This window comes from Alicyclobacillus hesperidum subsp. aegles (assembly GCF_027923525.1).
Classification (GTDB): Bacteria; Bacillota; Bacilli; order Alicyclobacillales; family Alicyclobacillaceae; genus Alicyclobacillus; species Alicyclobacillus aegles.
Genome location: NZ_BSBJ01000070.1, coordinates 1 through 15,367 on the forward strand (window position 1 = coordinate 1; position 15,367 = coordinate 15,367).

Sequence of the window (15,367 nt, forward strand, 5' to 3'; positions counted from 1 at the left end):
GGTCACCCTCTCAGGTCGGCTACGCATCGTCGCCTTGGTGAGCCGTTACCTCACCAACTAGCTAATGCGCCGCGGGCTCCTCTTTCAGCGCTGCATTTGCAGCTTTCCTCACAAGAAGATGCCTCCTCGTGACCCATCCGGCATTAGCACCCGTTTCCGAGTGTTATTCCGGTCTGAAAGGCAGATTGCCCACGTGTTACTCACCCGTCCGCCGCTGACATCCGAAGATGTCCGCACGACTTGCATGTATTAGGCACGCCGCCAGCGTTCGTCCTGAGCCAGGATCAAACTCTCAATGAAATCTCACTATCTCGCATACGCGAGACAGATGAACTGGCGTGGTGTGTGTTTAGTTTTCAAGGAGCGACGCTGCCGTTCGAGGCAGCCCAATCAATATATCACATCTCACACTTCATCGTCAACCGGTAAGTTTTGCATCGCTCACTCACTTGCGAGCTCAACATCTTCACCGACTAGCCACTGGGCGTTGCCGTAGGGCGCCGTCCCAAGCGGCATCGACTACTATACTACGCAGGATGGAGATTGTCCACTAGAAGATGTTGGTGAACCAACTCATCTTTGAGGAACCTCACAACGCGTAGTTTGGCAAGATGAGCGCCGCCATCACAGCGGCGAAAAGGATAGTAACACCCTTCGCCGCCTGTGTCAAGTGCCCGCCACACATGCTGTGGATCACTCTGACCGCTCGCGCATCAACGGGAACAGCAGTACATCGCGAATCGAAGGTTGACCCGTAAGCAACATCACTAAACGGTCGATCCCAACACCGAGGCCTCCCGTGGGCGGCATACCATGTTCGAGCGCGGTCAGGAAGTCCTCATCAAGCTCTTGTGCTTCCTCGTTTCCGGCTTCTTTCTCCCGAAGTTGGGCCATGAAACGTTCCCTTTGATCGATCGGATCATTCAATTCACTGAATGCGTTGGCATGTTCGCGCCCCACAATGAAAAGTTCAAACCGATCTGTGAATCGCGGATCGTCCGCGTTTTTCTTCGCAAGCGGTGAGATTTCGACGGGATGCCCATATACAAAAGTAGGCTGAATAAGCTTGTCCTCAACCCGCTGTTCAAAGAACTCGTTGAGAATGTGTCCATAGGTCATGTGTTCCTCAAAGCGCACCCCATGTTCGCGGGCGATCGCGCGAGCAGCGTCGTCACCGGCGATCGTCCGGAAATCGACCCCGGTATGCTCACGCACGAGATCGAGCATATGGGCACGGCGCCACGGCGATTCGAGATCGATCTCAGCATCGCCGTACACAAGGTGCAGCGACCCTGTCACGGTTAATGCTGCGTGTCGAATCATGGCTTCTGTCAAATCCATAATGTCGTGAAAGTCTGCATACGCTTCATACAATTCCAGCATGGTGAATTCGGGGTTGTGCCTGGTCGATACGCCTTCATTGCGATACACGCGCCCGATTTCGTACACGCGCTCCAACCCACCGACAATCAGCCTTTTCAAGTGGAGTTCAATTGCGATCCGCAGGTGCAATTCCATATCCAAGGCGTTGTGGTGCGTGAGGAACGGCCGCGCATGAGCTCCACTTGCCACCGTATGTAGCGTCGGTGTCTCGACCTCAAGATAGCCGCGATCCGCCAAAAAGTCACGAATCGCTTGAATGATACGCGACCGCATGATAAAAATCTGACGAACGTCGGGGTTTACAATCAAATCGAGATACCTCTGGCGATAGCGCGTCTCGATATCCTTTAAACCGTGCCACTTTTCTGGCAGCGGCCGCAACGCCTTTGCCAAGACTGTGATTTGCTCGGCAAGCACCGTAATTTCTCCGCGGTTCGTGCGAAACACAGTGCCCTCAACGCCGATAAAATCGCCTAAATCCAACAGCTGAAACATGTCGTATTGCGCGTCTCCAAGGACGTCAAGTTTCGCATATATTTGGATGTTTCCGGTCAAATCGTTAAGGACCGCAAATGTCGCCTTACCATGGCCGCGACGCACCATCATTCGACCCGCAATACGCACATGCAAGGACACAGTTTCCAACTCATCTTTGTCCTTACCTTCACCAAACGCCAGAATGTCGGCCGCATGGTGAGTAACAGGATACCTCGCGCCAAATGGATCGATCCCGCGCTCGCGGAGCGCATTCATCTTTTCAATACGCATTTGTATCAAGTCGTTATCTTCCAAGATGCCACTCCCCTTATGTATGGTTGCACATAAATGGACGAGGCCCAGCCTCGTCCCGAGTTCATCGATCATGGCAGATGATTTAGCGTTTGATATCGAGAATTTTGAACTGAATGACACCTGCAGGGACATTGACCTCAACAATGGAACCAATTGTCTTGCCAAGCAGCGCCTTACCGACTGGGGACTCGTTCGAAATCTTGTTCTCCGCCGGATTTGCTTCGGCCGAACCAACGATGGTATATTGCACATCTTCGTCAAATTCCACGTCGCGAAGTGTTACCGTAGAACCAATGCTCACCACGTTGGTATCGACTTCGTCTTCATTGATAATTCGCGCATTGCGCAATTGCTTTTCGAGCGTCATAATGCGCCCTTCAATAAACGCCTGCTCGTTCTTGGCGTCCTCATATTCAGAGTTCTCACTGATATCTCCATAGCTAATCGCGACCTTGATACGCTCTGCGACCTCGCGCCGCTTTACGCTCTTTAGGAGTTCCAGTTCCTCCTCAAGTTTCTTCAGACCCTCCGGCGTCAAAAGAACTTCTTTTTCTGCCATATGCCTTCTCTCCTTTACACAAGCCAGTGAACGATTCATATGCGACAAGCGTGCCTACCATGTATATGGCAGCACGCGCATTCCAAGGGCCATCGCTGTCGAGAAGACGCCGAGCGAGAGGCTGTCGATGATCTATGCGCCATTATAGAGACGGCCCCACAGATTGTCAACGGACGTTCCGCTTGGCTTCTGTGTCATCATTGTCCACAGCTTCAGACCCGGAACGACCAAACAACTCATCTTCACTAATCTGCAAGATGCGGGATATTTCGCCGATCAGCTGGGGAGTCGGAACTCGGGTGCCACGCTCGAGTGAACCCACAATCGCGACACTGACACCTAATTTCTGCGCTAATTCGACCTGTGTCAAGTTTTTCAGTTTCCGAAACGCCCGTAGCTTTCTACCAAAAACGTCCGACATATCGCACCTCATCTCCAGCCTGCAAAGACCTTGCAAGTTCTGCCATCCGGATCCCCCCCAACGCCGGGCGATCCGGCGTCATGTCCGCCAGCGGAACGATCACAAAAGCCCGCTCCCACATTCGCGGGTGGGGAATCTGCAAATCGGAAACGCAATAGTATTCGTTGTCATACAACAGGATGTCGAGATCGAGCGTACGTGGTCCGAAGCGGATTGTGCGTTCGCGTCCCGCCTCCTGCTCAAGGCGAGATAGGTGCCCGAGGATCTCGCGCGGCTTGGCGTTGGTACGCAAATGAACGACCATATTGAGAAACTTGCCTTGATCTAGATATCCCACAGGTTCTGTTTCATAGACAGGTGAACATTGCACAACTGTTCCAATATCGCTTAACCCACACACTGCAGCATCGAGATGAAATAGGCGCTTGCCCACATTGGATCCTGCCCCAATATAGACATCATGTGCCTCATCATGCGCTTGAAGCATGGACAATCGCCTCCATCATCCGACACAATCGAACCGTCGCGCGCACATCGTGAACACGGATGATCTCCACACCTTGAATCACTGCGTAAGCAGCGGTCGCAAGGCTGCCCTCGAGCCGTTCGCCCACCGGCAAGTCCAACACGTTACCTATCACGCGTTTTCGACTCGTCCCAAGCAAGACCGGGTAACCCAAAGCACGAAACTTGTCGATCTCGCTTATGCACGCAAGGTTTTGCGCCTGGGTTTTCGCAAAACCCACCCCCGGATCGACAATCAGTTGTCCTGGTTGCACACCGCTCTCCAGAAGGCGATCAATTCCGTAACGAACTTCAGCCACGAAGCCGTCGACGGTAAGCGACGGCTCGATATGCGAACGGTTGTGCATATACACGTACTGTGAACCGGTCTCGCGAACGATGCGGGCCATATCGGGATCCGCAGCAGCAGACACATCATTGATAATGTCGACGCCCATGTCGGCAGCCCGACGCGCTGTCTGTGCGTGATACGTATCGACAGAAATCGGCACCGATAGTTCGCGACACAATCTCGTAAGGACGGGCTTTAATCGTTGCCACTCCGTATCGGGATCAACAGGCTTGAATCCCGGGCGTGTGCTTTCCGCACCGATGTCGATCAGCTCAGCCCCCTCGTCCACCATGGCGAACGCGCGCTCACTTGCCGCTCCCGGATCAACATAACGCCCACCATCAGAAAACGAATCCGGCGTGACATTCAAGATGCCCATGACACGTGTCATACGGTTCCTTCACCCTCATGATCCACGGTTGTCTGCAGTGTCGCCATCATCGACTCAAGTTCCTCTTCTTCAAACGTGTAGACGTTCCCACAAAAGTGGCAAGTAACTTCTGCAATACCCTGCTCCCTGCGGATGGCCCCAAGCTCATCCGTCCCCAAGTTGAGCAAAATCCGTTTAATGCGCTCATACGAACATTTGCAGCGAAAGCGCACATCTTGCATAGCCAATATCTGTGCATCAGGGAAAATTTCGTGTAGCAGAGCCTCTGCGCTCGCATGTGACTCGAGGAACGAAGTCACACTTGGCACTCGCTTCAGCCCTTCTTCGACGTAGGCAATATCGTCCTCACGATGGTCTGGCATCAATTGAATAAGAAATCCTCCGGCAACAATGGGTACGTCATCAGTGCCGACGAGCACACCCGCACCGACGGCGGATGGCGTCTGTTCGGATGTTACGAAATAATACGTAAAATCATCGGCGATCTCACCTGTCTGCAGTTCGCTGCTGCTCGTGTAGTAATCCCGCAAGCCCGTGTCTCGAATGACATATAATTGACCGCGCCCGACAGCACCACCAACGTCCAATTTGCCAGCCGCGTTGAGAGGAAGATCGACATACGGGTTGTCCACATAACCGCGGACGTCTCCGTTAGGCAGAGCCTCCACCCAAATTTGTCCAATCGGGCCATCCCCTGCGACTTTGACGGTAAGTGACTCCTCATTTTTCAACAGCATGGCCATCATCGCCGAGATCGAAGCGGTACGGCCAAGCGCGGCGGTGGCTACAGGCCACGTGTCGTGCCGCTTTTGTAATGTCGCGACAAGTTCCGTCGTCACACAGGTGAGCACACGCACACGACCTTCGCGAGCAATAGCTCGAATGATTCGATCCGTCGTCATGGTAATCCTCCAACCCCCGTATTTGAGCTAGACTGCTTGTTAAGATTCACACGCTTCAATCCGAATATCACTTACAGTTGCTAGGTCGATCTCATATGGGACAATCGCTTGGCCATGTTCATCTTCGATAACCCGCACAATGGGAAACTGAAGATTCTCTGAGGAACGCACAACAACGGCAAGATGCCCATTTGAAAGACGTACGGACATCCCGATTGGGTAAATCGAGATGGTTTCCAAGAAGGCCCGCACCGCAAAATCCGAAAAGCGCCCTTTCGCGTGTTCGTCTTGGATCACCCTCATCGCATCATGAGGCAAAAACGCCCGCCGATACACGCGATTTGCGGTCAAAGCTTCGTACACGTCAGCGACCGCCGACAACTGACTGAATGGATGGATGTCCTTCCCTGTTAGGCCGCCTGGGTACCCGCTCCCATCCATGCGCTCGTGATGTTGCAGCGCAATGATGGAAGAACGTGCAGAGATGTCCCCCTGCCGGCTGAGTATGTCATAACCGAGCTGCGCGTGGCGCTGAACTTCTTGAAATTCCTCATCTGACAAACGCCCAGGCTTTTGCAGCACACTGGCGTCGATGCAGAGCTTACCCACATCATGTAGTAAGGTTCCGATACCAAGATCAATTAATTCCGATTTGTTCAGTCCCATGTGCATACCCAACGCAAGTGCATAAAATGTCACATTCACCGAATGGTGAAAAAGTTCACCATCCGTCACATAGACCGAGCTGAGTTGGTCGCCCGCGGCGCCACTCTCTTTAAGTTGCGCGATCACGTCCTCGACCACCGGAGCAAAGGACTGCCGCAACCGCTTGGGCTGAACATACGGTGTAAATTGAGTGGTGGCAAGTTCGTGCAAGGTATCGTACGTCATCCCGAGCAATTGCACTTTCGTGCGCTCGTCGACAATTTCACGTACCAAAATGTCATCCGTCGCCCGATTTTCGATGCAGACCGCACGGACGCCCACCTCGCCAAGACGGCGAATCAGACTCTCGGTCAGTACAACGCCCCGTGCCAACAGGGTCCTTCCTCGTTTGTCCGCCACCCTTTGTGCTAACACAGAGTTTGGCTTAACGTATTGTAAGGCGACCCACCTCACGGGAAAAATCCCTCCATCGCGATATCATGATTGTTGTCGAATCCCATAACTATTTCACAAAAAAGCCTCCGAGTTCCTGCCTCGGAGGCACAATTTGTGATTCAAATCAGCCACAGCTTTCCATGATCTCACGAACCTCTTGTTCGTCAATCGTCTCTTTTTCCAGCAGTCGCTCTGCCAGCGCATTGAGACAAGCTCGCTTCTCCGTCAGAATCTTACGCGTACGTTCATGGCACGCCTCGACAATATCGCGCATCTCTTTGTCGATTTCGAAGGCAACCTGGTCGCTGTAATTCTGCTCTCCCTGTAAATCTCGCCCCAAGAATATCTGTCCGCCTTGACGGTTGCCGTATTGCAACAGACCGAGTCGGTCGCTCATGCCATATTCGGTAATCATTTGACGAGCGACCGTGGTCACGCGCTCCAAGTCGCCTGATGCACCGGTACTGATTTCCCCAAACACAATCTCTTCTGCAACCCGACCACCCAAGGTCATACAAATTTCATCGAGCATTTGCTGTTTCGTAATGAAATACCTGTCCTCTTTGGGTAGCGATAGGGTATAGCCGCCAGCCATGCCGCGCGGCACAATGGTCACCTTATGTACCGTGCGCTCGGGTTGTACGAAATAGCCAACCACCGCGTGCCCCGCCTCGTGAAACGCCACCAACCGACGTTCCTGTTCACTCATGACACGACTTCGCTTCTCAGGCCCAGCCATCACGCGGTCAATCGCTTCGTCGATATCGCCTTCCGTGATCTCCCGCTCCCGTCTGCGCGCCGCCAATAAAGCGGCTTCGTTCAGGACGTTTTCAAGGTCAGCACCGGTAAACCCTGGCGTACGCTTCGCAATGGTCTCCAAGTTAATACCCTTGGCAAAGGGTTTGTTGCGCGCGTGCACACGTAGAATCTCTTCGCGTCCCTTGACGTCGGGACGGTTGACGACAATTTGCCGATCCATGCGCCCAGGCCGAAGTAGAGCCGGATCAAGAATGTCAGGTCGGTTTGTCGCCGCGATGATAATAATACCCTCATTGGCTGAGAAACCGTCCATCTCGACTAACAACTGGTTGAGCGTCTGCTCGCGCTCGTCGTGCCCACCGCCAAGACCAGCACCCCGGTGGCGACCTACAGCGTCGATTTCATCGATAAAAATGATGCAAGGTGCATTCTTCTTGGCGTTATCAAACAAGTCGCGCACACGAGATGCGCCGACACCCACGAACATTTCGACGAAGTCAGAACCACTGATACTGAAGAATGGAACGCCAGCTTCCCCGGCTACGGCCCGTGCAAGCAAGGTTTTACCTGTACCAGGTGGCCCAACGAGCAAGACACCCTTCGGAATACGGGCACCAAGTGCCGAAAAGCGTTTCGGATCCTTCAGAAACTCGACGATCTCCTCGAGTTCGGCTTTTTCCTCATCCGCCCCTGCAACATCCGCAAAAGTGACCTTCCGCTTTTCCTCAGAATAGAGGCGAGCGCGACTCTTGCCAAAATTCATCACTCGGCTGCCCCCACCCTGAGCCTGATTAAACAGGAAGAACATCAGGATGAACAGGAACACAAAAGGAACCACTTGCTCTAAGAACGAAATCCAGACACTTCCACGCGGTTGTGGTGTTACATTGAAGGAAACGTTGTGATTCGCCAAGAACGGTTCTAAATTGTTGTCATATAGGGCTCGCGTCTCAAACTTTTGCCCATTTTTCAGCGATCCATCAATGGTTGCAGTCAGCCCTTCCGGCGTCACCTGCACCGTCCCACTGATGTCTCCATCTTTGACGTAAGTCACGAATTGCGTGTATGGAATTGGCCCGCGCGCCCGTTCTGAGCCAGTCAGATATTGCACGACGCCAACGAGTACCAACAAAATCAGCACGTATAACAGGATGCTCCGGTAAAAACGGTTCATGCCTTACCTCCTCTCGGTCATGGCGCGACTATTGTACCATACCCATATGGGCGTTCCTAGCAATCGTCAAGCCTGTTCCGGCTTATCCGAATTGCCTGTCGCATAGATGTCAGATTTCAACACGCCGACGAATGGGAGGTTCCGATACCGTTCCGCATAATCGAGTCCATAGCCGACAATAAATTCATTAGGCACGGTAAAGCCATAGTAATCCGGGGCAATCTCCACCTTGCGGCCACCAGGTTTGTCGAACAAGGCTACAATACGAACCGATGCCGCTTGCCGACGAAGTAATGTATCTCGTAAATAGGCCAGCGTAAGACCGGTGTCAACAATGTCTTCGACAATAATGACGTCTCGACCCTCAATCGGTTTGCCAAGGTCATTCAAAATGCGAACCGCACCGGAGGATTGCGTGGAGGCGCCATAGCTGGAAATCGCCATGAAGTCCATCTCCATCGGAACCGTTACCCGCTTGACCAAATCGGCCATGAACAGCGCGGCACCCTTCAAAATGCAAATAAACAGCGGATTTTTATCATAGTAGTCCGCGCTCAACTGTGCGCCTAGCTGGCCCACCTTTTCTAGAATCGTTTGTTCATCAAATAGGATGCGTTCTAAATCCGGATGCATGAGTGCCTCCCAAAACACCTGTGGTTTCTTTATCATACGCTGACCCTTTGCCGTACATGTCCCGACCCTTGCGATCCTGTCCTAGGCTCTCGACGCCCGCGCAAACAATACGTACCCCCCGCTTGCGCCATCCCACCTTAGCACATCTGTGCGAATCGCGCCTGGGATCCAGACGATCTCGCCACCTACGCGAATGATGGGCCACACAGGGCGAAGCCGACGCGGAATTTTGCTGTCTGAAAACACGTCTTGCAGTTTTTTGCTGCCAGCGAGTCCCAGCGGACGGACACGTAGACTTGTCGGCAGACCACAGACGATTTCCACCCGTTCCACATCGGGAACATATGCTCGCCAAGGCGATCTGCGTAGTTGTGCTGGGCGTCTCGCGAGCGGAATCGCACGAAAACGCCAGAACACATCCGCAGAAGCAAATGACAAGTGCCGTACGCGCACCAGATCCCATTGTGCAAGTGAACGGGTACCTAGCGCTTCACAGCCATGCGGTGGTGCCTGATGTCCTATGTATATGCGCCCATACTCTCGCCAAGCGCCCAAACCGTGCGACAAGCTCACAGCAGCCGAGGCAGCATCTTGGCGCAGGGCGAGTTTTCGAATTGGCTCGACATGTGAAAAAAGCCAATCCTGCGCGAAGAAACAATTCAATAGTATGTGAATAACCCTGCGTTGTAAAGAAACGTGAAGCGCGGCAAACGCCTCGGTTGAAATTTCGACGAAACGCTCGGAGCGACGCACAACCACCTGTTCAAGCGCACGCTCTGCTTGTTCCTGCAAAAAGGACTCATCCGCCTGTAATTGTGTGGTCAGATCAAGAGTTCGCACTTCGATGGCAGGTTGAAACGTTTCGAGAACAGGAAGCAACTCGTGCCGAATGCGGTTGCGAAAGAAGCGCGTATCCGCATTTGTCTCATCTTCTCGAAACGGAATGCCCCACGCTTTTGCATACTGTTCAATCTCACTGCGCCCTGTCTGTAATAAAGGCCGGAACAAGCGCACGCCCTCCCGCATGGTAACAGCGCGCATGGCTCCGAGGCCTGCGAGGCTTGTTCCGCGCAACCAACGCATGACAAACGTCTCCAACTGATCTCGACTGTGGTGCGCAACCAAGCAAACGCCATGGTGGTGCAATCTCGTCCTGGTCAACAAAGCCTCATAGCGAGCACGCCGTGCGGCAGCCTCAATTCCTTCGCCGCAAGGGTCCTTGACTTGTACAGGGACGATCTCGCAAGCGACTCCCAATCGAGCACATTGGTGGGCCACGAACTTCGCATCTTCGGCCGCAGACGGTCGCAGCCCGTGATCGACATGGACGACAGAAAAGCCGCCTAAAAGCGGCTCACTTCCCTGCGTGGCGCGATGGCATAAGTGTAGCAGCACCATGGAATCGACACCACCCGAAACGCCAATCACGGCGTGGGCAGATTGAAGTTGATGGACTTTGCAAAAATGAGCAAATTCGCGTTCGATCTGGCCGTTGTTCAATCGCGGTCCGCGCCTTTCGATGACATATCCATCATTGTAGCAAATATGCCACTCAGCTTTGCAAACTACGGCAAACAGGACATCCATTTTTATATCAGGCGCAAATACAGTGCCCATGCACAGGCTGTCGATAATGTTGCGCTGGCAAGGCTTCCCCACATCAGCTTTGCCGACCAATCAGGTCGCTCCGGTTCCTTTGGTAACGGAATGCTGTGCAGTAACATTGCAAAGGTAGTGGCATCTGTCACCGAACCGCGTAACACCTTTTGCAGAATGCTCTGCCAGCACGCTCCCGGCGCTTGCACAATGGCCTTGTTGAGCCATGCTCGCCGCTGTGCTTGGGATTGACTAGATAGATTCGCAGGAGGTTTGACGTCGAGCAGCAAAGCCATAAGTGCGACGCCGACGAGATCGTACTGCGCGCACGCGCGGCGCTCGCAGACGCCCCAAAACGCCCCGTCCGAAGTCGGTGTGAACTGCCGTACGGCTTTGCCAAACGGCGTGACACCCCCCGCGTCCACGAAGCGTACACGCATGTCATCGGATACATCCACTAAGATATTTTGTGCCTTCACGTCGCAAAATGCATATCCGGTCTCGTGCAATTGGACTAACCCTGCCACAATGTCGAGTAACACACGTTGGCGATCCGCTGGTGTCAATCCAGACCACACTTTGTCGAGAGATTTACCCCCCACCCGCTCCATCACGTAAAAATATTGCGCAAGGGGATGGTCACTGTCGTCGATTTGCTGGGGCGCAGGAAACGGAGAACGGGCACCTTTTACGCGCTCCAGCAAAGACCATTCGAACGCGACTTGTCCTGCGCCCGCACAGACCTTCATCGCCCCCGGCAGTCCATCATCGCGATCGACAGCGTAGACGACGCCATTGGCACCAACGCCCAGGCAACCGCGCACGCGCCAGCGGCGACCGGTCCACTTCCCGTGGATCCACGTGCCACTCGGAATCTGCTTCTGCGACTTATCGCTCATGCAAAGTCACGCCTTGGCCCGTCAAACCCGTCGACTTCGCCGCGACGTTCAATAATCAGGGATACTGCATAGTCAATGGCTGGCCCGGTCGGCGTCCCTCCACGCGCGACCAATGCCGATTCAAGAGCGGCAACATCAACCTTGTCCGAGAATGGTTGCACGAGTTTTGTCATTTCCTCTCCTTTCCCGGGAAAACTCAACACGGCGACCGCAAGCGATCCGGTTCTGACCTGCAACGATAATGAAAGATCGCGCACCGCTTCGCGCACGGTAGGAATCTTGTCGCGCATGCTCGCGCTCATATCGAGGGCGACGACGAGTTGTAATGCAACCTCTTCCTCGAGCTTCTCGACCACCTGCATCACGCGCGAACGTTCCGTGGGTGGCAAATCCTCGGTTGTTTTCCCCATGACCGACATGAGTTCCTGATTGACAACCTGCTGCAGGGTCATCTGCATCGTCTGATGAGTCATCATCTGTGCAGTAGCCGAAATGTCGGCCGGTTGCACGATCCGGCACATACCGCCACCGGCATCCGCTATGGATTGTGCTTCTTCATATCCTTTTTGTGCCGCTTCACCGTCGCCAACAATGCCAATGACATTGACGACAATTCCTCGCCCGTAGGCACGTCGCGCTGCATCCACCGGATCCGGCCCGATATTGGAACAACCGTCGGTAATCACGAGAATTTGTCGAATCGTTGCCTCTTTACTCAACGAATCCACCTCCGTATGTCTAGTTGCCAGTATCGCCGACCAATCGGCGATTCATTCCAAAAAAGAGAGTAGATTCGCTTGCACAAAAAGCGCGGCCATTTACGCGCCGCGCTTGCTCTTGTGTGGTTTGCGCAGACTGGGGATGTTCGGCAGTTTAATGGCCGCCCATTCCTCTTGACTGCGTTCGACTACGGCTACAACGACGGTCATATCGTCGCGCACAAGGCCGTGATTCATGCGTACCGCGTGTTCAATCAATTCGTCGGCAATGGCCTGCGGTTCCATCACCGTCAGATCCGCAATCACTTTCTTCAACCAACTGTCACCGTCGTATCGATGCAAAGGAGCGTCGTATAGACCATCCGAGACAAGGATGAGGATATCCCCTGGATACAACTGTTGCTCGATGGCCTGTACCTCGATGTCTTGCAAAATGCCGATGGGCACGTTGCTACCGGTAATTTCGATGACATCGTTCCCACGCTTCACATAGCTGGGTGCAGAGCCGACCTTTAAGAATTCCGCCTTTGCGTTAAATAAGTCGATCAACGCCATGTCGAGCGTTGTGAACATCTCATCGCGGGACCGCAGTAAAAGTGTCGAATTGACGGTGCGGATGGCTAGTTTCTCGTCAAATCCGGCCTTCATTAGTTTTTTCAACAGGTCGATGGCAGCCTTCGACTCCTGGCGCGCTCGTTCGCCGTTACCCATACCGTCGCTGACGGCCACTGCATACCGCCCATTGCCAAGATCCACTGTCGTGTGCGTGTCGCCGGAAACTAAGCGACCATCGCGAGCGACCGCAGCCACTGCAGTGTTCACTTGGAACAAACGGGCGGAAGCAAAGACGCTCGTGCATGGGCCTCCTCCTTCGGACACATGGACGTGCGAGACCGAGATATGCTCGCCCAACACGCCGGACAAGAGGGGCGCAATCATCTTGGCTGCCGTCTCATAAGCTCCCTCGGTCGGTTGCACGACTTCGATCTCGACCTTGCCTGGTTCTAAGCTGACGATATGTACATCGTCGACATATAATCCAAGCTGCTCCAAGGCCCCTAGGATTTGCTCCTCATCCGACAAGAGCGTCTGTTGTTCGGCATCGAGTTCGCGAGCCATTGTACGCACGACTTCCGCGACCCCGGAAAGCTGAGCGGAGAGTAACGTCCGCTGATCGCGCAACTTTTGCAACCATTTGGCATCGCGATGCGTGATGTCAAGGTTATAGCGAAGCGTACCAAGCAATGGGTCAAGTCGGATGCATCGTTCGCGCAACTCCGGGCTGGGAACGGCGCGACGCCCAGCGGACATTTCGAGATTGCGCAACGTGTTCGCGATTGCGTGATACGTCTGCACGCTTTCTTTCTCCCAACAGCGAGATCGCCGCGGACACAACGAGCACACCGTCTGCCTTGTGGCCTCGACCATTTGCGTCACGAGTTGCTGGGCTGTCTGAAATTCACTGTCGCTCGTATCGGCAAAGCTCTCGGACAGTTCGTCAAACACGAGACTGACCTCACTGATCTTTTCCGTAAGTAGAGCATGCACTCGATGCGCGCGGGCTCGCTCCTCCGCCGAATGTTCCGTCGTGCCTGGCACGAACGAACGCAACTCGCGGGACAGGCTGAGAGGGGTGATAAGAAAGCCAATCGAAGCGACGCCGGCAGCAATCATTTGATCCAAGAGCAACGTATAGCCATGCGCATAGGTCAGTGTCAAAACAGTCGTGGCCAGCACGAACGCCAAGGCAATCAAAACCTTGTGTGTATCGCGTAAAAGTCCGCATAGCAGCCCCGCAAAGCCAAAGATGGCCACTTCCGGAAGGGAGGACTGGTGGTTGAGCAGCGTGAGCATGCTCACAGCGATGGCACCTGCGGCACACATGCCCATTCCGCCGGCACTCATGACCAGCACCAACCAGTCGACGGCAACGAGCGCAACAGACACGTTGTGCACCTGTAGGCCATCAAAGCCCATAATCACTGACGCAATCAAGATGATGACACTTAAGAGTTGTTCATATCGCAGTGTGCGTGATGTTTCCTGGCCGACAAACAGGTTCATGCACTGAATGAAAATTAACGATAATATGGTGACGAGAGCTCCTTCGGCGAAGCTGACAAGCACTTCGAGTCCAGTGATTCCTGTACCATACATCCCGAGTTTGGCCAAAAAGCCAACTCCGCCTGCAGCGATGGGGATCCACATCAGATCGGTTGATTCGCGACGAATGACGAAACGCCGGACAAGCCTATAAAGCACGAGCGAGGCAAACATCAAAAAACCATTGTCGATACCGGTGGTTAGCGCTCCAATCACAGCGGCATAGGCAGGCCAAGCGCGGCGCTGGCCTGCCACCTCGGCGAGCACAGCAAAATAGGCAAGGCCGAACGGAGATACAACGTGATCGATGTTGGCTCGTCCGAGCAATAAGCCAAGTACCGCCAACAGAGCAACGCGCCGCCACGCCCGCCAAGTCCACCGTGGGGAGACCGCCGTACGAACGGGCGCTTGTTGATTTTTCTGGCGCTTATGAAGCGATGAGAGTTGGACCATGAGACGTAACTCCCTCCTCGAATGTGTATGGCCATTATACGGGTGGTATGCCTGAATAATTTGTCAAACGGCGTCCGTGGAGGGAACAAAAATTGTGACATGATACGAGAAGGTTCGCATAAGAAAGGGAGAAACCGACATGGAAGAAACACCGTCGCGCGAACGCATGGATTGGCATACGTTTTTTGCCTCACAGAGCCGCGTGATGGCGGCGAGATCAACCTGTCCACGACTCGCGGTCGGATGTGTCATTGTCCGCGAAAAACGGATCATTGCCAGTGGCTACAACGGAAGCATCCACGGCGATGAACATTGTATCGATGTTGGCTGCAAGGTCATCTCCGGCCATTGTGTACGAGCTGTGCACGCCGAACAGAACGCGTTGCTGCAGTGTGCCCGCTTTGGCATCGCGGCGGAGGGTGCAGATCTGTACGTAACACATACACCGTGTCTTAACTGCACCAAAAGTTTGATTCAAGCTGGAATCGCAAGAGTATTTTACGAGTTTGCATATCGTCCCGATCCATACGCGCAGGAACTGTTGAACAAAGCGGGGATTTTTGTCGAACAAGTCACGAGTAGGCTCGATTTGCTTCTGGATCTTCGCGAAGGAAACCGATGACGTC

General features: G+C 53.8%; 14 protein-coding genes and 1 rRNA gene. 1 reads left to right on the forward strand and 14 read right to left on the reverse strand.

Annotation, left to right across the window (positions count from 1 at the left end):
• The 14 genes from QMF38_RS12360 to spoIIE form a co-directional block, all read right to left on the reverse strand.
• Nucleotides 1–300: ribosomal RNA gene (locus QMF38_RS12360) — 16S ribosomal RNA — on the reverse strand; the annotation flags it as partial.
• 393 nt (nt 301–693) lie between these two features.
• Nucleotides 694–2,175, reverse strand: coding sequence for a lysine--tRNA ligase (lysS, locus tag QMF38_RS12365; RefSeq protein WP_281759622.1), 1,482 nt, complete (start codon nt 2,173–2,175; stop codon nt 694–696).
• An 82-nt stretch (nt 2,176–2,257) separates the two neighbouring features.
• A complete protein-coding gene (greA, locus tag QMF38_RS12370) occupies nt 2,258–2,734 on the reverse strand; it encodes a transcription elongation factor GreA (protein WP_006445636.1) in 477 nt (158 codons plus the stop codon).
• Between the two features lie 166 nt (nt 2,735–2,900).
• Nucleotides 2,901–3,155, reverse strand: coding sequence for a helix-turn-helix domain-containing protein (locus QMF38_RS12375; protein WP_052012171.1), 255 nt, complete (start codon nt 3,153–3,155; stop codon nt 2,901–2,903).
• The gene (folK, locus tag QMF38_RS12380; RefSeq protein WP_074692655.1) at nt 3,136–3,642 is read right to left on the reverse strand and encodes a 2-amino-4-hydroxy-6-hydroxymethyldihydropteridine diphosphokinase; all 507 of its coding nucleotides are present in this window, start codon (nt 3,640–3,642) and stop codon (nt 3,136–3,138) included. Before folK ends, QMF38_RS12375 begins: the two co-directional genes overlap by 20 nt.
• Nucleotides 3,626–4,402, reverse strand: coding sequence for a dihydropteroate synthase (gene folP / locus QMF38_RS12385; protein WP_074692657.1), 777 nt, complete (start codon nt 4,400–4,402; stop codon nt 3,626–3,628). The genes folK and folP overlap by 17 nt, the downstream gene beginning before the upstream one ends.
• Entirely contained in the window at nt 4,399–5,304 is a 906-nt protein-coding gene (gene hslO / locus QMF38_RS12390) for an Hsp33 family molecular chaperone HslO (RefSeq protein ID WP_074692659.1), read from the reverse strand. Before hslO ends, folP begins: the two co-directional genes overlap by 4 nt.
• 39 nt (nt 5,305–5,343) lie before the next feature.
• Nucleotides 5,344–6,342: an HD-GYP domain-containing protein gene (locus QMF38_RS12395; RefSeq protein ID WP_006445641.1), complete on the reverse strand. Its 999-nt coding sequence runs from the start codon at nt 6,340–6,342 to the stop codon at nt 5,344–5,346.
• Nucleotides 6,343–6,529: 187 nt separating this feature from the next.
• Nucleotides 6,530–8,338: an ATP-dependent zinc metalloprotease FtsH gene (gene ftsH, locus QMF38_RS12400; RefSeq protein ID WP_074692665.1), complete on the reverse strand. Its 1,809-nt coding sequence runs from the start codon at nt 8,336–8,338 to the stop codon at nt 6,530–6,532.
• A gap of 66 nt (nt 8,339–8,404) precedes the next feature.
• Entirely contained in the window at nt 8,405–8,971 is a 567-nt protein-coding gene (gene hpt / locus QMF38_RS12405) for a hypoxanthine phosphoribosyltransferase (RefSeq protein WP_040288414.1), read from the reverse strand.
• Nucleotides 8,972–9,052: 81 nt separating this feature from the next.
• Nucleotides 9,053–10,471: a tRNA lysidine(34) synthetase TilS gene (gene tilS / locus QMF38_RS12410; RefSeq protein WP_281759623.1), complete on the reverse strand. Its 1,419-nt coding sequence runs from the start codon at nt 10,469–10,471 to the stop codon at nt 9,053–9,055.
• 89 nt (nt 10,472–10,560) lie between these two features.
• Complete coding sequence (locus QMF38_RS12415; RefSeq protein WP_006445645.1) at nt 10,561–11,466, reverse strand: protein kinase domain-containing protein; 906 nt, start codon at nt 11,464–11,466, stop codon at nt 10,561–10,563.
• Nucleotides 11,463–12,194 carry a VWA domain-containing protein gene (locus QMF38_RS12420; RefSeq protein WP_006445646.1) on the reverse strand — a complete coding sequence of 244 codons (732 nt, stop codon included), beginning with the start codon at nt 12,192–12,194 and terminating at the stop codon, nt 11,463–11,465. Before QMF38_RS12420 ends, QMF38_RS12415 begins: the two co-directional genes overlap by 4 nt.
• 90 nt (nt 12,195–12,284) lie before the next feature.
• On the reverse strand, nt 12,285–14,741 hold the full coding sequence (gene spoIIE / locus QMF38_RS12425; RefSeq protein WP_081503857.1) for a stage II sporulation protein E: 2,457 nt from the start codon (nt 14,739–14,741) through the stop codon (nt 12,285–12,287).
• A 139-nt stretch (nt 14,742–14,880) separates the two neighbouring features.
• Here spoIIE and QMF38_RS12430 point away from each other — a divergent pair, with 139 nt between their 5' ends.
• On the forward strand, nt 14,881–15,363 hold the full coding sequence (locus QMF38_RS12430) for a deoxycytidylate deaminase (RefSeq protein WP_074692669.1): 483 nt from the start codon (nt 14,881–14,883) through the stop codon (nt 15,361–15,363).
• The last annotated feature ends 4 nt before the right edge of the window (nt 15,364–15,367 follow it).

Coding starts and splice junctions, on each gene's coding strand:
- greA (WP_006445636.1), bottom strand. CDS start 2,734: ATGGCAGAAAAAGAAGTTCTTTTGACGCCGGAGGGTCTGAAGAAACTT.
- QMF38_RS12375 (WP_052012171.1), bottom strand. CDS start 3,155: ATGTCGGACGTTTTTGGTAGAAAGCTACGGGCGTTTCGGAAACTGAAA.
- folK (WP_074692655.1), bottom strand. CDS start 3,642: ATGCTTCAAGCGCATGATGAGGCACATGATGTCTATATTGGGGCAGGA.
- folP (WP_074692657.1), bottom strand. CDS start 4,402: ATGACACGTGTCATGGGCATCTTGAATGTCACGCCGGATTCGTTTTCT.
- hslO (WP_074692659.1), bottom strand. CDS start 5,304: ATGACGACGGATCGAATCATTCGAGCTATTGCTCGCGAAGGTCGTGTG.
- ftsH (WP_074692665.1), bottom strand. CDS start 8,338: ATGAACCGTTTTTACCGGAGCATCCTGTTATACGTGCTGATTTTGTTG.
- hpt (WP_040288414.1), bottom strand. CDS start 8,971: ATGCATCCGGATTTAGAACGCATCCTATTTGATGAACAAACGATTCTA.
- QMF38_RS12415 (WP_006445645.1), bottom strand. CDS start 11,466: ATGAGCGATAAGTCGCAGAAGCAGATTCCGAGTGGCACGTGGATCCAC.
- spoIIE (WP_081503857.1), bottom strand. CDS start 14,741: ATGGTCCAACTCTCATCGCTTCATAAGCGCCAGAAAAATCAACAAGCG.
- QMF38_RS12430 (WP_074692669.1), top strand. CDS start 14,881: ATGGAAGAAACACCGTCGCGCGAACGCATGGATTGGCATACGTTTTTT.